This is a genomic window from Neopusillimonas aromaticivorans (assembly GCF_030344915.1).
Taxonomy (GTDB): Bacteria; Pseudomonadota; Gammaproteobacteria; order Burkholderiales; family Burkholderiaceae_B; genus Neopusillimonas; species Neopusillimonas aromaticivorans.
Genome location: NZ_CP128233.1, coordinates 1,445,973 through 1,462,730 on the forward strand (window position 1 = coordinate 1,445,973; position 16,758 = coordinate 1,462,730).

General features: G+C 60.1%; 6 protein-coding genes and 9 pseudogenes. 10 read left to right on the top strand and 5 right to left on the bottom strand.

Annotated features, from left to right (window positions below; all coding sequences use genetic code 11):
- Nucleotides 1-36: 36 nt before the first annotated feature.
- Nucleotides 37-1,720: pseudogene (argS, locus tag N7E01_RS07850) on the top strand (arginine--tRNA ligase).
- Nucleotides 1,721-1,931: 211 nt separating this feature from the next.
- On the opposite strand, the gene N7E01_RS07855 reads toward argS, so the two are convergent.
- Nucleotides 1,932-2,141: a hypothetical protein gene (locus N7E01_RS07855; protein ID WP_289175400.1), complete on the bottom strand. Its 210-nt coding sequence runs from the start codon at nt 2,139-2,141 to the stop codon at nt 1,932-1,934.
- Between the two features lie 15 nt (nt 2,142-2,156).
- Between N7E01_RS07855 and N7E01_RS07860 the strand changes: the two genes are divergently transcribed.
- Together N7E01_RS07860 and N7E01_RS07865 are read left to right on the top strand one after the other, a co-directional pair.
- On the top strand, nt 2,157-2,507 hold the full coding sequence (locus tag N7E01_RS07860) for an SPOR domain-containing protein (protein ID WP_289175402.1): 351 nt from the start codon (nt 2,157-2,159) through the stop codon (nt 2,505-2,507).
- 98 nt (nt 2,508-2,605) lie between these two features.
- On the top strand, nt 2,606-3,241 hold the full coding sequence (locus tag N7E01_RS07865; protein WP_289175404.1) for a thiol:disulfide interchange protein DsbA/DsbL: 636 nt from the start codon (nt 2,606-2,608) through the stop codon (nt 3,239-3,241).
- A gap of 86 nt (nt 3,242-3,327) precedes the next feature.
- Here N7E01_RS07865 and N7E01_RS07870 read toward each other — a convergent pair.
- Nucleotides 3,328-4,520 (bottom strand): annotated as a pseudogene (locus N7E01_RS07870) (trans-sulfuration enzyme family protein).
- A gap of 71 nt (nt 4,521-4,591) precedes the next feature.
- On the opposite strand from N7E01_RS07870, the pseudogene N7E01_RS07875 reads away from it, so the two are divergent.
- A pseudogene (locus N7E01_RS07875) lies at nt 4,592-5,220 on the top strand (LysE family translocator).
- Nucleotides 5,221-5,226: 6 nt separating this feature from the next.
- Here the strand turns inward: N7E01_RS07875 and N7E01_RS07880 are convergent.
- Nucleotides 5,227-6,300 (bottom strand): MBL fold metallo-hydrolase, encoded by a 1,074-nt coding sequence (locus N7E01_RS07880; RefSeq protein WP_289175406.1) that lies wholly within the window; start codon nt 6,298-6,300, stop codon nt 5,227-5,229.
- 281 nt (nt 6,301-6,581) lie between these two features.
- Here N7E01_RS07880 and N7E01_RS07885 point away from each other — a divergent pair.
- The 4 genes and pseudogenes from N7E01_RS07885 (at nt 6,582) to N7E01_RS07900 (ending at nt 12,064) form a co-directional block, all read left to right on the top strand.
- Nucleotides 6,582-7,761: pseudogene (locus N7E01_RS07885) on the top strand (acetyl-CoA C-acyltransferase).
- A 121-nt stretch (nt 7,762-7,882) separates the two neighbouring features.
- A pseudogene (locus tag N7E01_RS07890) lies at nt 7,883-8,343 on the top strand (Smg family protein).
- 15 nt (nt 8,344-8,358) lie between these two features.
- The gene (gene gluQRS, locus N7E01_RS07895; RefSeq protein ID WP_289175408.1) at nt 8,359-9,219 is read left to right on the top strand and encodes a tRNA glutamyl-Q(34) synthetase GluQRS; all 861 of its coding nucleotides are present in this window, start codon (nt 8,359-8,361) and stop codon (nt 9,217-9,219) included.
- Nucleotides 9,220-9,343: 124 nt separating this feature from the next.
- Nucleotides 9,344-12,064 (top strand): annotated as a pseudogene (locus tag N7E01_RS07900) (DNA topoisomerase III).
- A 131-nt stretch (nt 12,065-12,195) separates the two neighbouring features.
- On the opposite strand, the pseudogene hemB reads toward N7E01_RS07900, so the two are convergent.
- A pseudogene (gene hemB / locus N7E01_RS07905) lies at nt 12,196-13,210 on the bottom strand (porphobilinogen synthase).
- Nucleotides 13,207-13,827, bottom strand: a pseudogene (gene yihA / locus N7E01_RS07910) (ribosome biogenesis GTP-binding protein YihA/YsxC). The pseudogenes hemB and yihA overlap by 4 nt, the downstream one beginning before the upstream one ends.
- A gap of 99 nt (nt 13,828-13,926) precedes the next feature.
- Between yihA and N7E01_RS07915 the strand changes: the two are divergent.
- Entirely contained in the window at nt 13,927-14,625 is a 699-nt protein-coding gene (locus tag N7E01_RS07915; RefSeq protein WP_289175410.1) for a c-type cytochrome, read from the top strand.
- 149 nt (nt 14,626-14,774) lie between these two features.
- A pseudogene (locus tag N7E01_RS07920) lies at nt 14,775-16,758 on the top strand (cytochrome c biogenesis protein ResB).

Consider the following 16,758-nt stretch of genomic DNA (forward strand, 5'->3'; position numbering starts at 1 on the left):
CCTTGCATTTTTCCATTCAATATAAACATCTTATCTATGCTTTCCGGGCAACAACACCAGCTAATTGCGCTTATCGGCCGCGCCGTTTCCAACGTACTCCCCGACACCCAGCCAACGGTCACCCTCGAGCGCCCGAAAGTTGCTGCCCATGGCGACATGGCCACCAACATCGCCATGCAACTGGCCAAGCCTGCCCGTCGCAACCCGCGCGAACTGGCCCAGAACATTGTCGATGCCCTGATGGCACAACCCGAAACCGCTGAACTGGTTGAAAGTGCCGAAATTGCCGGCCCGGGCTTCATCAATTTCCGTCTCACGGCGGCCGCACGTCAGGCGGTACTGAAGGTGTTGCACGACGAAGGCGAGCACTTCGGCAATCAACCCGCCAACCACGAAAAAATTCTGGTCGAATTCGTGTCAGCCAACCCCACCGGGCCCCTGCACGTCGGCCATGCGCGCCAGGCTGCACTGGGCGATTCATTGTGCCGCCTGTTCTCTGCACAGGGTTACGAGGTCACCCGCGAGTTCTATTACAACGACGCCGGCAACCAGATCGACAACCTGGCCATCAGCGTACAGGCGCGTGCGCGCGGCATCGCCCCCGACGACGCCGAATTCCCGGCCGACGGCTACAAGGGCGATTACATCCTTGATATCGCCAATGACTTCATCGCTCGCAAAACCGTTAAAGCGGCTGACGGCGACGAAGTCACCGCTACCGGCAACCTTGACAGCCTTGACGACATCCGTCACTTTGCCGTGGCTTACCTGCGGCGCGAGCAAGACCTCGACCTGCAGGCCTTCGGGCTGAAATTCGACAACTTCTACCTTGAAAGCTCCCTGTACACCTCGGGTCGTGTCGAAAAAACCGTACAGACACTGGTCGATAACGGCCATACCTACGAGCATGAAGGCGCGCTGTGGCTGCGTACCACCGAACTGGGTACCGGCGATGACAAAGACCGCGTCATGCGCAAGTCCGAAGGGGCTACACCTATTTCGTACCCGATGTGGCGTATCACGTTGCCAAATGGGAGCGCGGCTATCATCGCGCCATCAATATCCAGGGCAGCGACCACCACGGCACCATCGCACGCGTCCGTGCCGGGCTGCAGGGCCTGGAAATGGGCATTCCAAAATCATTCCCTGACTACATTCTGCACAAGATGGTCAAGGTGATGCGGGGCGGGGCAGAAGTCAAAATCTCGAAGCGGGCCGGCAGCTACGTCACGCTGCGCGACCTGATCGAATGGGTCGGGCAAGATGCCGTACGTTTTTCCTGGCCCAGCGTCGTGCCGACTCCGAATTTGTTTTCGACATTGACCTGGCCCTTTCAAAAAGCGAAGAAAACCCGGTGTATTACATACAATACGCCCATGCGCGCATCTGCTCGATGCTGGCGCAGTCGGCGCCAAGCGCCGATGCCTTGTCCAATGCCGACATCCGCCGTCTGGTGGCCCCCACTGAATTTGCGCTGCTGCAACGCCTGGCCGAATTTCCGGCCGCCATTACCCAGGCGGCCAACGAGCTGGCGCCACACCATATTGCCTTCTGGCTGCGCGACTGCGCCGCCGACTTCCACGCCTGGTATAACGCCGAACGCGTGCTGGTCGACGACGAGGCCCTGAAGCTCGCACGGCTGCGTCTGGCCCAAGGCACACGGCAGGTACTGGCCAACGGCCTGGCCCTGCTGGGCGTGTCGGCCCCCGAGAAAATGTAAACCATCGTATGTCAAAAAGTCGCAAATCCAGGGAACCTGCCTTTCGGGGCAGCCGCATCTTCATGCTGCTGTTCGGCCTGATACTGGGTCTGGGCATTGCTGCCGGGGTAGCCTGGTTCGTCACACAGGTGCCGATGCCGTTCACCGATAAATTCAGTCGGGCCGACCCCACACAACCTTTGCCCGACCTGCGTCAAGCCCCCGACCCGAATCAGGCGTTATCCGGACGCAGTGAACCGGTCACGCCCGTGCCTGAAGCGGCTCGACAGGCAAGCGCAACGCCGCAACCGGGAGCGGCACCCTCGGCGAGCCTGCAAGACGATATCGGTGCGTTGCTGACCACACTGGGGGCCCCGCCTTCCAGCGGCCCCGGCACCGGCGCAACGTCTGCGGGCAATGCGCCGGCGGCGTCATCGCCCAAGCCGGCATCACCCCGGTGGCGGCGGCCACACCGGCAACACCCGCACCCGCTACCGCAAACCCCGGGGCATCGGCCGCACCGCGCAGTACGGCACCTGCGACTCCGACCGCACCGGCCAAACCTGCCCCCGGCACGCAAACCACGTACTACCTGCAAGCCGGGGCTTTCCGAACCGAAGGTGATGCCCAGGCCATGCAGGCACGTATCCTGATGCTGGGTCTGCAGTCCACCGTACAACCGGTTCAGGTTAACGGCTCTACCTTGCACCGCGTACGGGTTGGTCCCTTCAAGGGTATCGACGAAATGAACCGATCACGCGCTACGCTGTCGAATGCCAAAATAGAAACTACCGTGGTACGGCCCTGATCACGGGCAACCCGCCCGCCGGCATGCGCGTGCGGCGGGTAACGCCCCATGGCAGCGGTCAGCCACTCTTGACATCACCTACTCACACAGGACCTTTCATGGCTTTGAACTCGTTTGTTTCCCGTCTGATTTCTGCTTCTGCCTTGGCATTGGCTGCACTGCTACCCCTGTCGGCCCAGGCCCAGAAGGCGGCCTACACCACCGTCACTCCAGTTCAACCCTCCGACACCCCCGGCAAGGTTGAAGTGCTTGAGTTCTTCGCCTACGGCTGCCCGCACTGCGCCACCATGGAGCCCATGGTCGAGAAATGGTCAAAAACCCTGCCCGAGAATGTCGTGCTGCGCCGTGTGCCTGTTGCCTTCAACGCCGGCATGGCCGACCTGCAGCGTCTGTACTATGTACTTGAAAGTCTGGACCGCCTGGACCTGCACCCCAAAGTCTTCGCCGTGCTGCACAAAGAACGCAAGCCCATGTACAACAGCAGCGCCATCGGTGACTGGCTGGCCACGCAAGGCATTGACAAGGCCACCTACGAAGCCACGGCGCGTTCATTCGGCGTTACCTCGAAAGTGGCCCGCGCCACCGAACTTGAAAAAGCCTATGACATCCAGGGCACACCGACCCTGGGCATTGGCGGCCAGTTCACCACCTCGCCCAGCATGACCGGCAGCTATGAAGGGACACTGACCCAGGCCCAGAAACTGCTCGATGAGGTGTTGAAAGGCAAGAAGTAATCGCCCGCCAATACCGTGAGCCTATGGTCATCGCGACAGGCAATCGGTACTGGCTCGCCGTTTGCTGGGTGCCTGACCGCCTGCGCTCAACCCCGCGCCACCGCCAGGGCCTGCTCGATATCGGCAATAAGGTCTGCGGGATTTTCCAGCCCGATATGCAGGCGCACCATGGCATTGGCGGTTTTCTGCCAGTAACTGTGCACCGCCAGCGCGCCCGGCTCAATCAATTGAACCAGGCTTTCGTACCCCCACGAAAACCCGATGCCAAACAAGGTCAGGGCGTCAACAAACCGCACCGCCTGTTCCGGATCAAGCTTCAGCTCAACCGCCAGCATGCCATTCGAGCCATGGCAATCACGCTGCCACAGCGCATGACCGCGGTCCTCCGGCCAGGCCGGATGAAAAATCTGCACGACATCATTGCGCCCGGCCAGGTACTGACACACCCGCAACGCGTTTTGGGCATGCTGACGCACGCGAATGGGCAGGGTACGCACACCCCGCAGCGCCAGCCATGCGTCATCGGCACTGATCGAATAACCCATCGCGTAATGCGTAGTATTCAAGGCGTCGATCACGTCGGGCTCGTTGGCCACCACGGCCCCCAGCATCAGGTCTGAATGGCCACCAATGTATTTGGTGCCGGCAATGAGGGACACATGGGCTCCCAGTTCCAGCGGACGGTACAGGTAACCCGACCCCAGGTATTGTCGACCACCAGCAACAACCCACGGGCACGGGCAAACTCAGCCAGGGCCGGGATGTCCAGCATTTCAAACAGCAGGGAACCGGGGGACTCGACGTACAACACACGTGTTTCCGGACGTACCAGCGGTTCAAAGTCAGCCACCGTGGCCCGCGCATACGACACGCCAATGTTCATGCGCCGCAGCACGGTTTTATCCAGATAGCGCATGGGGCCATACACACTGTCGGACACCAGCATATGCTCGCCGGCCGACAGCAGCGCCATAACCGAAAGGGTCATGGCCGACAGGCCGGATGGTGCCAGAAAGCAACGCTGTGCGCTCTCGAGCGCGCACACCACAGATTCAAGCGCCTCGTGAGTTTGCATGCCGATGCGACCATAGGTTACACCCCGGTCACCCGCCAGCTGGGTGGCACGGGCCCTGGACAGGGCATCCAGATTCCTGAAGCGAACCGTGCTGGTACGAACAGAGGGCAGAGCGACCGGCGCCGCCCCTGTTTCGGGATCGAACGGTGCCATACCGGTATGCATCAAAAGGGTATCAAGGTGGTGATTGTTTGAAGCGCTCATAAATTCCGTTTCCGTCAGTTCAGCGTTACTTTACACTGACCGACTTTCAGACGTTAAACCACCAACACACCATGTTGACCTTCGATCTTGCCTTGTCCTTCTTCGGAATCGCCGTTCTGCTGGCCCTGAGCCCGGGGCCAGACAACTTGTTTGTGCTGATGCAATCGGCCCTGTGGGGGCGGGCGTCGGGCATGATGGTGGTGCTGGGCCTGTGCACCGGGTTGATCGGCCATACCGTTGCCGTCGCCGTTGGCCTGGCCGCCGTGTTTGCCGCTTCAGAGGCTGCTTTTACTGCCCTGAAACTGGCCGGGGCCGCGTATTTGCTGTATCTGGCCTGGGCGCCTGGCGCGCCCCAGTCAGCACCGATGCGGGCGCCCGCCCACCCCGGTTGTCTTACGCCACCCTGTACCGGCGTGGCATTGTCATGAACCTGACCAACCCCAAGGTGTCATTGTTCTTTCTGGCCTTCTTGCCGCAATTCACCTCACCCGCACGCGGGTCGGTGGCGTTGCAAACCTTCAGTCTGGGTGCCCTGTTCATGCTGGCGGCCTTCGTGGTGTTTGCCTGCATTGCGTTTTTTCAGGCTGGTTCAGCCAGCATCTGCAAAAATCAGCCACCACCCAGAAACTGATCAACCGGGGTTCAGCACTGGTGTTTGTGGGCACTGGCCATCCGGCTGATCACCGCCGGCCGGCAATAACGACGATCAGACCCGGCTAAAGCGATATACCCCGTCTTCGAACACCCGCTTCAGCTTACCCTCGAACCACAGCGCATGCAGGTGGGCCAGGGCCTCGCCGATGGCAAACGTCAGCTGATGCGGATCCAGTTCACGCTTGAACATCAGGGGCACGATTTCTCCGGCCGTCACCGGCCGCGAACACGCCGCATACACCTCGTCAAGGCGCTCGGCATGATGGGCACACTGCTGGGCAATGCGTTCGTGCAGACCGGTGAACGGGCGACCATGTGAGGGCAGCACCAGTGTATCGTGCGGCAGTTCGTCATAGTCGCGCAGGGACTTCAGGTACAAGGGCAGCGGGTTGGACTCGGGCTCGAAGTCAAACACGCTAACGTTGGTGGAAATGCGCGGCAGCACCATATCACCGGAAATCAGCACCTGCAGCGTATCGCAGTACAGGGACACATGCTCTGGCGCATGGCCATAGCCCACGATAACCCGCCACTCACGGCCACCGATCCGGATGCGGTCATGATTCATGATGCGTATGAAAGCCGCAGGCATGTCAGGCACATGACTGGGGTAATACTTCCCGCGCTCGCGAATTTTTTCCTGGGCTTGCGGGTCAACCAGACCATGACGCACAAAGTGCTGCAACGCAATATTTCCGCCCGTTCCACCACCCGCACCAGCGTCTCCGGGCACCGCCGGACGCGACCATAGCCGCGCAATCGCAAAGTCGGTCATCGACATCCAGAGCGGTGCATTCCAGCGTTCACACAGCCAGTGCGCCAGGCCCACGTGATCGGGGTGCATGTGCGTTACCACCACCCGCAAAATCGGCAAGCCATCGAGCTGGTTACTAAAAATCTGCTCCCACAACGCCTTGACCGGCTCGCGCGAAACCCCCGTATCTACCAGCGTCCAGCCCTGCCGGCCATCAATTTCATCGCGCAATAACCACAAATTGATGTGGTCCAGCGCAAAGGGCAGGGGCATGCGGACCCAGCGCACGCCATCGGCCACGGCAATGGCGTGGCCAGGTTCGGGTTGAGTCGTGCCAAGGGGATAACTGAGCTTCAATTCATTCGGGTTCATGCAGGTGTCTCCGGTACTGCAAACAGGCTTATTATGATTCGCCGAAATACGGGTAGCCGCTTCGGCGAACCCGACGGTTAAAGGGCTTTTCGGGCCATCTTAACCCAGCGTTAACACTAAATTTTCTGGTTTTCGCTAGAATAAACCGTTGTCAGAACATTTAGAACCTCAAGTATTTTGGCCCTGATTTGTGCATTGCAGCGTAAACACTGGCTTTGCGGCGGGTCCGATACCGTTTTCAGGTCCCTCTCTTTTCAATTTTGCAAACAAGGAGCAAACCTATGTCCGACCCAATCGTCCTCGTATCGGTAGCCCGCACACCCATGGGTGGCATGATGGGCAGCCTGTCCGGGTTGGCTGCTCATGAACTGGGTTCTGTCGCCATCAAGGCCGCCGTTGAACGTGCCGGCATTTCCGGCGACGCCGTTACTGAAGTCATCATGGGCAACGTGCTGCAAGCCGGCCAGGGCCAGGCCCCTGCGCGCCAGGCCGCACTGGGTGCCGGCCTGCCCAAACAAGTGGGTTGCACCACCGTCCATAAAGTTTGCGGTTCAGGCATGAAAGCTGCCATGTTCGGCCACGACCTGCTGGTTGCCGGCAGTGCCGATGTGGTGGTTGCCGGTGGCCAGGAAAGCATGAGCAATGCACCTTACCTGTTGCTGCGCGGTCGCCAGGGCTACCGCTACGGCCATTCCACCGTGTACGACCATATGGCCCTTGACGGCCTGGAAGACGCCTACCAGCGCGGTACCGCCATGGGCATTTTTGCTGAAGCCTGTGTCGACAAATACAGCTTCACCCGCGACGAACAAGACGCCTACGCACTCGAGTCGCTGCGCCGCGCCCGTGCCGCGATTGAAGACGGCAGCTTCGCCTGGGAAATCGCCCCGGTCTCCATCGCCGGCCGCAAGGGCGACACCGTCATTGACACTGACGAAGCCCCCGGCAAAGCCATGCCCGAAAAATCCCCACCCTGAAGCCCGCGTTCAAAAAAGACGGTTCAGTCACGGCCGCCAACTCGTCGTCCATTTCCGACGGCGCCGCAGCCATTGTCATGATGCGTGAATCGACGGCCAAGCAACTCGGTGCCACCCTCTGGCGCGTGTTGTGGCCCACGCCCAGCACTCGCAAGAACCCGAATGGTTCACCACCGCCCCCGTGGGCGCCGTCAAGAACCTGCTGGCCAAAACCGGCTGGACGGTCGGCGACGTTGACCTGTTCGAAATCAACGAAGCCTTTGCCGTCGTAACCATGGCCGCCATGCGCGAACTGGACATTGACCACGCCAAGGTCAACATCCACGGCGGCGCAACTGCCCTGGGTCACCCCATCGGGGCGTCGGGTGCCCGCATCATCACCACACTGGTTGGCGCCCTGCGCAAAACCGGCGGCAAACGCGGTATCGCCACGCTGTGTATCGGTGGTGGCGAAGCGGTCGCCATGGCCATTGAAATGGTCTAAGGGTTCCCCTGACCCGGTAACCGTGTTTGCCTGAACCCGGTAAACACCCGGCTTGCAGGTCAGGTCAAAACCGCGTACAGTGAATTCTGGCGTTTCTGACTTTTCCTGCAAGCTGCATCTTATGTACGACATTCTCGTCTACCTTTTCGAAAACTATTACACGCCTCAAGCCTGCCCCGAAGCCGATGTCCTGGCACACAAGCTGGCGGCCGCCGGTTTCGAGCACGAAGACATCGACGAAGCACTCGGCTGGCTGTACGGTCTGGCACAAACCACCGAACAGTGCGTGCAATTGGCACAGGCGCCGCAAAGCAACAGTACGCGCGTTTACACCCACCACGAATACCAAAGCCTGGGCAGCGAAGCCATTGGCTTCATCAGCTTCCTTGAAAGCTCGGGGTATTGCCGGCAGCGCTGCGCGAAATTCTCATCGACCGCGCCGAAGCCACCGCCGAATCCCCCATACCGCTTGAAAAGCTCAAAATCCTGGCGTTAATGGTGCTCTGGAGCCAGGAAGCCGAAATCGACCACCTGGTGCTCGAAGAGCTGCTCACCGACGACCGCAGCCGGTTGTCGCACTAACGCCGTTTCACCTCCATGTCTGTGCCGGCAAACGGCTATGTGGGGCGGTTTGCGCCCAGCCCCAGCGGGCCGCTGCACGACGGTTCACTGGTGGCCGCCATGGCCAGTTACCTTGATGCCCGGGCCTGCCGCGGGCGCTGGCTGCTGCGCATTGAAGACATTGATACCCCACGGGTAGTGCCCGGCGCTGATCGCGTCATCCTGCAACAACTGCAGGCACTGGGCATGCACTGGGATGGCGAGCCCCTGTGGCAGTCCCAACGGCTTGCCGCCTATCAGCAGGCCTTCGGACAATTGCAGGCGCAAGGCCATGTCTTCGGGTGCACCTGCACCCGGGCTCAGGTCGGCAAAGGGCCTTACCCCGGTACCTGCCGTAACGGGCTGCCCGAGGGTGCCACCGTCCGCGCCTGGCGCTTTCGGGTACCCGACGGGAGCATCTCGTTCGATGACCGCTGGCTGGGTCCACAACAACACGATGTTGCCCGAGAGGTGGGTGATTTCATCATCCGGCGTGCCGACGGTCTGTGGGCCTACCAGTTTGTTGTGGTGGTTGACGACGCCTTCCAGGGCATTACCGATATTGTCAGGGGTGCCGACCTGCTGGACTCAACCGCGCGCCAGATCACGCTGGCCCAGGCCCTGGTTGTCACCTACCCGCGTGTCATGCATGTCCCGCTGGTGCTTGACGACAACGGGCTGAAACTATCCAAACAGAACCATGCCCGGCCGTTTGATACGGCGCAACCCCTGGTCACGCTGAACCGGGCCTGGCAGCGTTTGGGCTTCGATACCCTGTCTAATTTGCACGATGTCGATGATTTCTGGGGCAGGGCCACACAACATTGGCGGCAACGCTATCCACATTTGATATATTGAGCCCATTCACGACCGGCCATACCGTGGCAAAAAGGTCGTTCAGTAGCGCCCGCAACTTGCACGGGGTGGGGTCGCCCTCGTATGATCCGCGCTATTGCTGCCAACCCGCAGTTACTGGAACACGATGACAAAAACATTGATTATTGCCGAGAAGCCCTCGGTTGCCCTGGATATTTCGCGCGCCCTGGGGGCTTTACGCGTGAAGGGGATTACTTCGAAAGCGACCGCTACGTGCTGGCGTCCAGCATCGGGCACCTGCTCAGTCTGGTGGCACCCAACGATCCGGTCCGCGGGAAATGGAGTTTCGCCCACTTGCCGGTGATCCCCCGCAATTCGAACTGGGCCCAACCGACAAGCGCTCCAGCGAGCGACTCAAGCTGCTGGTCAAGCTGCTCAAACGCAAAGATGTCGACAGCGTTATCAACGCCTGCGACGCGGGGCGTGAGGGCGAGCTGATCTTCCGCTACATCGTGCAATATGCGGGGGTCAAAAAGCCTGTACAGCGGCTCTGGCTGCAATCCATGACGCAAACGGCCATTCGTGAGGCTTTCGAAAAGCTGCGCGATGACGATGATCTGAAACCGCTTGAAGCGGCGGCCCGTTCACGGGCCGAAGCCGACTGGCTGGTCGGCATCAATGGCACACGCGCCATGACGGCGTTCAACAGCAAAGACGGTGGCTTCTTCAAAACCCCGGTGGGGCGGGTACAAACACCCACCCTGGCCATCGTGATGGAACGTGAAGATCGCATCCGCAAGTTCCAGCCGCGCGATTACTGGGAAGTGCATGCCACCTTTGTGGCGGCGGCCGGGTTCTATGCCGGCCGCTGGTTTGACCCGAAGTTCGTCAAGAATGAACTTGACCCTGAGCAGCGTGATTCGCGCCTGTGGTCGAAAGCCGCCGCGCAAACCATTGTGGCTGCCTGCCGCGACCAGCCCGGCACCGTCACCGAAGAGTCCAAGCCCACGACCCAGATGTCGCCGGCGCTGTTCGACCTGACCTCGCTGCAACGGGAAGCCAACTCGCGCTTCGGATTCTCGGCCAAGGCGACGCTGGCCCTTGCGCAAACCCTGTACGAACGGCATAAGGCACTGACCTACCCGCGTACCGACTCGCGCTACCTGCCCGAAGACTACCTGCCTACCGTCAAAGACACGGTAGCGGCTCTGGCCGAGGCCGGCACCAATGCTGCCGCCAGTGTGCAGCCCTACGCCAGACAACTGCGCGACTCAGGCTGGATCAAACCCAACAAGCGCATTTTCGACAACAAAAAGGTCTCGGATCACTTTGCGATCATCCCGACGCTGCAAGTGCCCAAAGACCTCAGCGAAGCCGAAAGCAAAATCTACGAGCTGGTCACACGTCGTTTCCTGGCCGTGTTCTTCCCCGCTGCCGAGTTCCGCGTCACCACCCGCATTACCGAAGTGTCGGGCCACCATTTCAAGACCGAAGGCAAAGTGCTGGTCGCCCCCGGCTGGATGGCGATTTACGGGCGTGAAGTGCAGGGCGCCGATACCAATCTGGTCGCTGTCGCCCAAAACGAAACCGTCAAGACCGACGAGATCGAAGCCCGTGACCTGGTCACCAAGCCACCCGCCCGTTTCAATGAAGCCACGCTGCTATCGGCCATGGAAGGGGCCGGCAAGCTGGTTGACGACGAAGGCCTGCGCGAAGCCATGTCCGAACGCGGCCTGGGCACACCGGCAACCCGCGCGGCCATTATTGAAGGGCTGCTGAATGAAGGCTACCTGCGCCGCGAAGGGCGCGATCTGGTGCCCAGCGCCAAGGCGAAGCAACTGATCACGTTGCTGTCCGGTCTGGGGGTCAGCGAACTGACCTCACCCGAACTGACGGGCGAGTGGGAACAGCGCCTGAAACAGATCGAACAGCGCCAGCTGGGCCGCGAAGAATTCATGCGTGAAATCGCACAAATGACCCAGATCATCGTCAAGCGCGCCAAGGAATACGAACGCGATACCGTGCCGGGTGACTATGCCACCCTGACCACACCCTGCCCGAAATGTGGCGGGGTGGTCAAAGAAAATTACCGCCGTTACGCCTGCACCGCATGTGATTTTTCCATCGGAAAACACCCGGGCGGGCGCACGTTTGAAGTGCCGGAAGTCGAGGCCTTGCTGCAAGAGCGTACCCTCGGGCCCTTGTCCGGGTTCATCAGCAAGATGGGCCGGCCATTTGCGGCCTTGCTGCGTATTACCGATGACTACAAGCTGGAATTCGATTTCGGGCAGAATGATGCCGAAAACGAGGAGCCGGTTGATTTTTCAGGCCAGCCCGCGCTGGGGGCCTGCCCAAAATGCGGCAGCCCTGTCTATGAACACGGCATGAATTACGTGTGCGAAAAATCGGTTGGCCCGGAAAAGTCATGTGATTTCCGCTCGGGCAAAGTCATTTTGCAGCAAGAAATTTCACCGGCACAGATTACCAAACTGCTGTCCGATGGCAAAACGGATCTGCTCGACGGCTTCGTCTCCAGCCGCACCAATCGCAAGTTCAAGGCGTTTCTGGTCAAGCAGGCCAATGGCAAGATCGGTTTCGAATTCGAGGCCCGACCTGAAAAACCGGGCGCCAAGAAAACGGCAGCCAAAAAGTCAGCCGCTAAAACCGTGGCTCGCACAGCGGAAGATGACGAAACCACTGGCACAGCAACAGCCGTAAAGAAAACGGCCGCTAAAACAGCCGCCAAAAAGACAGCTGCCAAAAAAACCACCGCAGCAAAAACGGCGACTAAAAAACGGCCACCAAGACGGCAGCCAAGAAAGCAACAGCTAAAAAGGCCACCAACGTCGCGGCAACCCCTACCGACGATGATGACCCACCGTTCTGATTGACGGGCGCTTTCAGACAAAATGCCTGTCGCCCCGATGAACGGCACCGGGGCGACGAAATGCCCGCCACTTCAGTGAACAACGCGGGCGCGCTGGCTTTGCACGGCATGCACCCGGATGCTTGTGGCCCTTAACGCTGCCCGCGCAGCAAACGCGCGGCTTCAATTGCAAAATACGTCAGGATGCCGTCGCCGCCGGCACGCTTGAACGCCAGCAAGGACTCCATCATGACCTTGTCGTGATCGAGCCAGCCGTTGGCGGCCGCCGCCTTGAGCATGGCGTATTCTCCGCTGACCTGATAAGCATAGGTGGGCATGCCGAACGCCTGTTTAACATCGCGCAAGACATCAAGGTAGGGCATGCCGGGCTTGACCATGACCATGTCGGCGCCTTCACGAATGTCGGCCGCCACTTCGCGCAAGGCTTCGTCGCGGTTGGCCGGGTCCATCTGGTAGGTGGCTTTGTCTGATTTACCCAGGTTACCCGCCGAGCCCACGGCATCGCGGAAAGGCCCGTAAAGGCGCTGGCATACTTGGCCGAATAGGCCATGATGCGGGTATAAATGAACTGGTTGGCCTCGAGCGCCTGGCGTACCGCACCGATGCGGCCGTCCATCATGTCGCTGGGCGCCACAATATCGACACCGGCCTGGGCCTGTACCAGCGCCTGGCGCACCAGCATGTCAACAGTGGGTTCGTTCAGCACATAGCCGGCATCATCAATGATCCCGTCTTGCCCATGGCTGGTGTACGGATCAAGCGCAACGTCAGTCAACACCCCCAGCTCAGGGAAGCGTTGCTTCAGAGCCGCCACAACGCGCGGTACCAACCCGTCCGGGTTGGTGGCTTCAACACCGTCAGGTGTCTTCAACGCGCTGTCAATGACGGGGAAGATCGCCAGCACCGGGATCCCCAGTTCGACGCATTCGGCCGCCACGTCCATCAGGGTATCGGGCGAATAGCGCACTACACCGGGCATGGATGGCACGGGCTGGCGCACCCTTGGCCTTCCATGACAAACACCGGGTAGATCAGGTCGTTAGTGGTGAGCACGTTTTCGCGCACCAGACGACGGGAGAAATCATCGCGACGATTACGACGCGGGCGAGCCGACGGAAAATCGGCATTGACGATAAATGAAGTCATGGCACCACCTGAGGAGAAATCCAGTTTTCAATGGCAACGGCCGCGTCTTCAAGCCCGATACGATGGGTGGCAGAAAACGGAATGGCCTGAAGCGTGCCGATATCGGCCAGCTCTTTCTTGATGGCATGGACAGCCTTGATGCGCTGGCCATACGGGAATTTGTCGGCCTTGGTCAGCAAGACCAGTACCGGACGACCGGTCGGTGCGATCCAGCGCGCCAGGCGACGGTCAAGCTCGGTAAGACCGCGGCGGATGTCGAGCAGGAGCACCACCCCGGCCAGTGAATCACGCTCGTGAAGGTAGGCGCCCAGCACGTCGGCCCATTCTTCACGTGCTTCACGACCAATGGCGGCATAGCCGTAGCCGGGCAAGTCAACCAGGTACCCCAGCGATTCGCCGGGGGTAAGGGGTCGGGAATACCAAACATATTGATGAGCCGCGTACGTCCCGGCGTTTTACTGGAAAAGGCCAGCCGCCGCTGGTTGGTCAGCACATTGATGGCTGATGACTTACCGCAGTTGGAGCGCCCGACAAAGCAAACTTCGGGGCCCCGGGCGGGGAAGCTGGTCGAGACGGGCTGCTGACGTGGTGAACGCCGCACGGTGCAATATAGACAATGTAATATACCTGCTACGGTTTGATTGATACGCTATTGTATAATTCAAGGTTTGAAACTGTTGCGGCTAATTTCTAAATCGCGATCCATCGAGGTCTTCATGAAGCGTACGCTTTCCAAAATGCTTGTGGCCAGTGGTTTATTGCTGGGCTCTTCCCTTCTTGGCGTCAGCTATGCCGCTGACGTTATCGTCTCCAAACCCGACGCCGCCAAGGGCGAACAGCTTTACGCCAACGGCGATGCCGCGCGCGGAATTCTGGCCTGTGCTTCATGCCACGGCGCAGCCGGCAACAGCACATTGCCGGTTAACCCCAACCTCGCCGGCATGCCTCACGAGTACATCGCCAAGCAACTGTACGAATTCCAGAGCAAAGACGGCGCAACCCCCGTACGCCGCAGCCTCGATGGTGCCAATTCAGTCATGACCGCCATCGCCACACCGCTTACCGACACCGACATCAAGAATGTGTCGTACTACCTGTCGCTGCAAAAGCTCGACTACGAAAAAGCGGCCACTGCCAGTAAAGAGGCCTCCATGGAACGCGGCCAGCACATCTGGCGCGGCGGTCTGGTCGAGCGTGGCGTACCGGCCTGTGCGGCCTGTCACGGCCCGGCTGGCGCCGGCATTCCCGGCCAGTTCCCGCGTCTGGCAGGTCAGTTCCCGACGTATATTGCTGAACAGCTCAAGCTGTTCCGCAGCAACGACCGTTCCAACAGCCCCATGATGCACGACATCGCTGATCGCATGTCCGATTCCGATATCGCGGCGGTGGCCGATTACGCGGCCGGTCTGCGCTAACTGACCCGTTTCATGCAGAACTAAATCTGCATCAGCCGGTCACACAGGGGAGCTTCTACCGGCGCCCCCTTTTTTATGAATTGCATCCTGTGAATCACGCTTCCTCCTGGCGCCAACGCGGTGCCGACCTGTCCGAACTGCTGGGCTCGATGCGCTTTGCCGTGAGCCTGCTGGTTTTCATTTGTGTGGCCAGCATCATCGGCACCGTGCTGGCACAAAACCAGGTCGCCAATACCTACCTCGACCAGTTTGGCCCGTTCTGGTACGCCGTTTTCGACGTCTTTGCCATCTGGCATGTGTACAACAGCTGGTGGTTCCTGCTGATCATGGCGTTTCTGGTAGTGTCGACCACGCTCTGTCTGCTACGTAACACGCCCAAAATGGTCAAAGACATGCGGTCGTTTCGCGAGCACGTTCGGGGCAGCAGCCTGCGCGCGTTTCACCACAAGGTCGAGACCAGCAGCCAGGCCAGCGTTGACACCAGCACACAGAACATCCGGCAGCTGCTTGAACGCCAGGGTTACAAGGTCAAAGAGCGCATTGACGCCGACAGCCGCCTGCTGGCGGCCAAAAAGGCAGCTCCAACAAGCTGGGCTACATCTTTGCCCATGCGGCAATCGTGGTGATCTGTATCGGCGGTATTCTTGACAGCGAACTGCCCGTCCGGCTTCAGGTGTGGCTGGGCGGAAAAGAACCCATTACCCAGAACATGCTGATCGCCAATGTGCCTGAATCGGGGCGGCTGTCGGTAACCAACCCCAGTTACCGGGCCAATATGCTGGTGCCCGAAGGCGGCCAAAGCAGCCATGCCATTGTGGCACAGGGCGAAGGGTGCTGGTGCAACCCTTGCCGTTTTCCCTGAAGCTGTCGAAATTTGACGTCGAATACTATTCAACCGGCATGCCCAGCAGTTTTAAAAGCTACGTTGAAGTGCACGACCCTGAAACCAATGAACGTTTCGAACGGGTCATCGCGGTCAATGAACCCCTGCGCTACAAGGGCGTTACGGTGTACCAGTCCAGTTTCGACGACGGCGGCAGCAAGGTCAAACTGCAGGCCTGGCCTCTTGACGGCACAGCCCGTTCCACCTTCGAGGTCGACACGGTTGTCGGCGAACCCACCGAAATCACACTCAACGCCAGTTCGCAGCCCCTGCCCCTGCGGCTCGACGTCACAGGCCTGCGCGTCATCAACGTCGAGAACCTCGACACCGACCTCAACCCCCAGCCCAAAGCCTTGCTCGAACATGTCGCCTCGGTCACCGGCAGCGCTACCGCCGGCCGCCAGGAGGGTCTGCGCAATGTCGGCCCCAGCGTTCAATACCGGCTCGTGGGTGCCGACGGGCAGTCTTACGAATACAACAACTACATGATGCCCATGGTGCTGGATGCCGGCCCGGTCTATCTGGTCGGCGTGCGCCAGAATGCCTCGGAAAGCTACCGCTACATCCGCATCCCTGCCGACGAAACCAGCAGTCTGAACGGGTTCATGCAGTTGCGCGCTGCGCTCAACGATCCCGTCCTGCGCAGCCAGGCAGCACGGGCCTTTGCCACTGAAAATGCCGGCAACACCGAACAGGCCGCCCTGCTTGAAACGGCCGCTGCGGCAGCCCTTGAAGCGTTTGCATCCGGCGGCTTCAATGCGGTGGTCGAGCGCGTTCCCGCCGAAGAGCGTGACCGCTTTCTGGGTTTTGCCGTACCCATGATCCAGCTCTCGCTCAGCCGCTTGCGTGACCTTGATCGGGTACAACGCGGGCTTGAGCCCATCAATTACGACGGCGAAAGCGGCCCGCGTGAAACGCAGTGGCTGCAACAGGCCTTGCTGGCGCTCAGCACCCTGCCCGAGTATCCTGCTCCCATCCTGCTATCCATGACCCACTTCGAACACGTCGAGGCCAGCGTGTTCCAGGTCGCGCGCAGTCCCGGTCAAAATACGGTGTATCTGGGCTGCCTGTTCCTGGTCATCGGTGTATTTTCCATGTTCTATGTTCGCGATCGCCGGATCTGGGTCTGGGTTCAGCCCAACGGAGCCGGCAGTCACTGGCTGGCCGCCATGACATCGCAACGACGCACTCTTGATTTCGACCGTGAATTCGGCGAATTCCAGACGGCGCTTAACAAGTTGTCTTCGTAA

Excerpts from the sequence above, each read along its gene's own strand:
- N7E01_RS07865 (WP_289175404.1), top strand. The coding sequence starts at position 2,606 with ATGGCTTTGAACTCGTTTGTTTCCCGTCTGATTTCTGCTTCTGCCTTG.
- N7E01_RS07880 (WP_289175406.1), bottom strand. The coding sequence starts at position 6,300 with ATGAACCCGAATGAATTGAAGCTCAGTTATCCCCTTGGCACGACTCAA.
- gluQRS (WP_289175408.1), top strand. The coding sequence starts at position 8,359 with ATGTCTGTGCCGGCAAACGGCTATGTGGGGCGGTTTGCGCCCAGCCCC.
- N7E01_RS07915 (WP_289175410.1), top strand. The coding sequence starts at position 13,927 with ATGAAGCGTACGCTTTCCAAAATGCTTGTGGCCAGTGGTTTATTGCTG.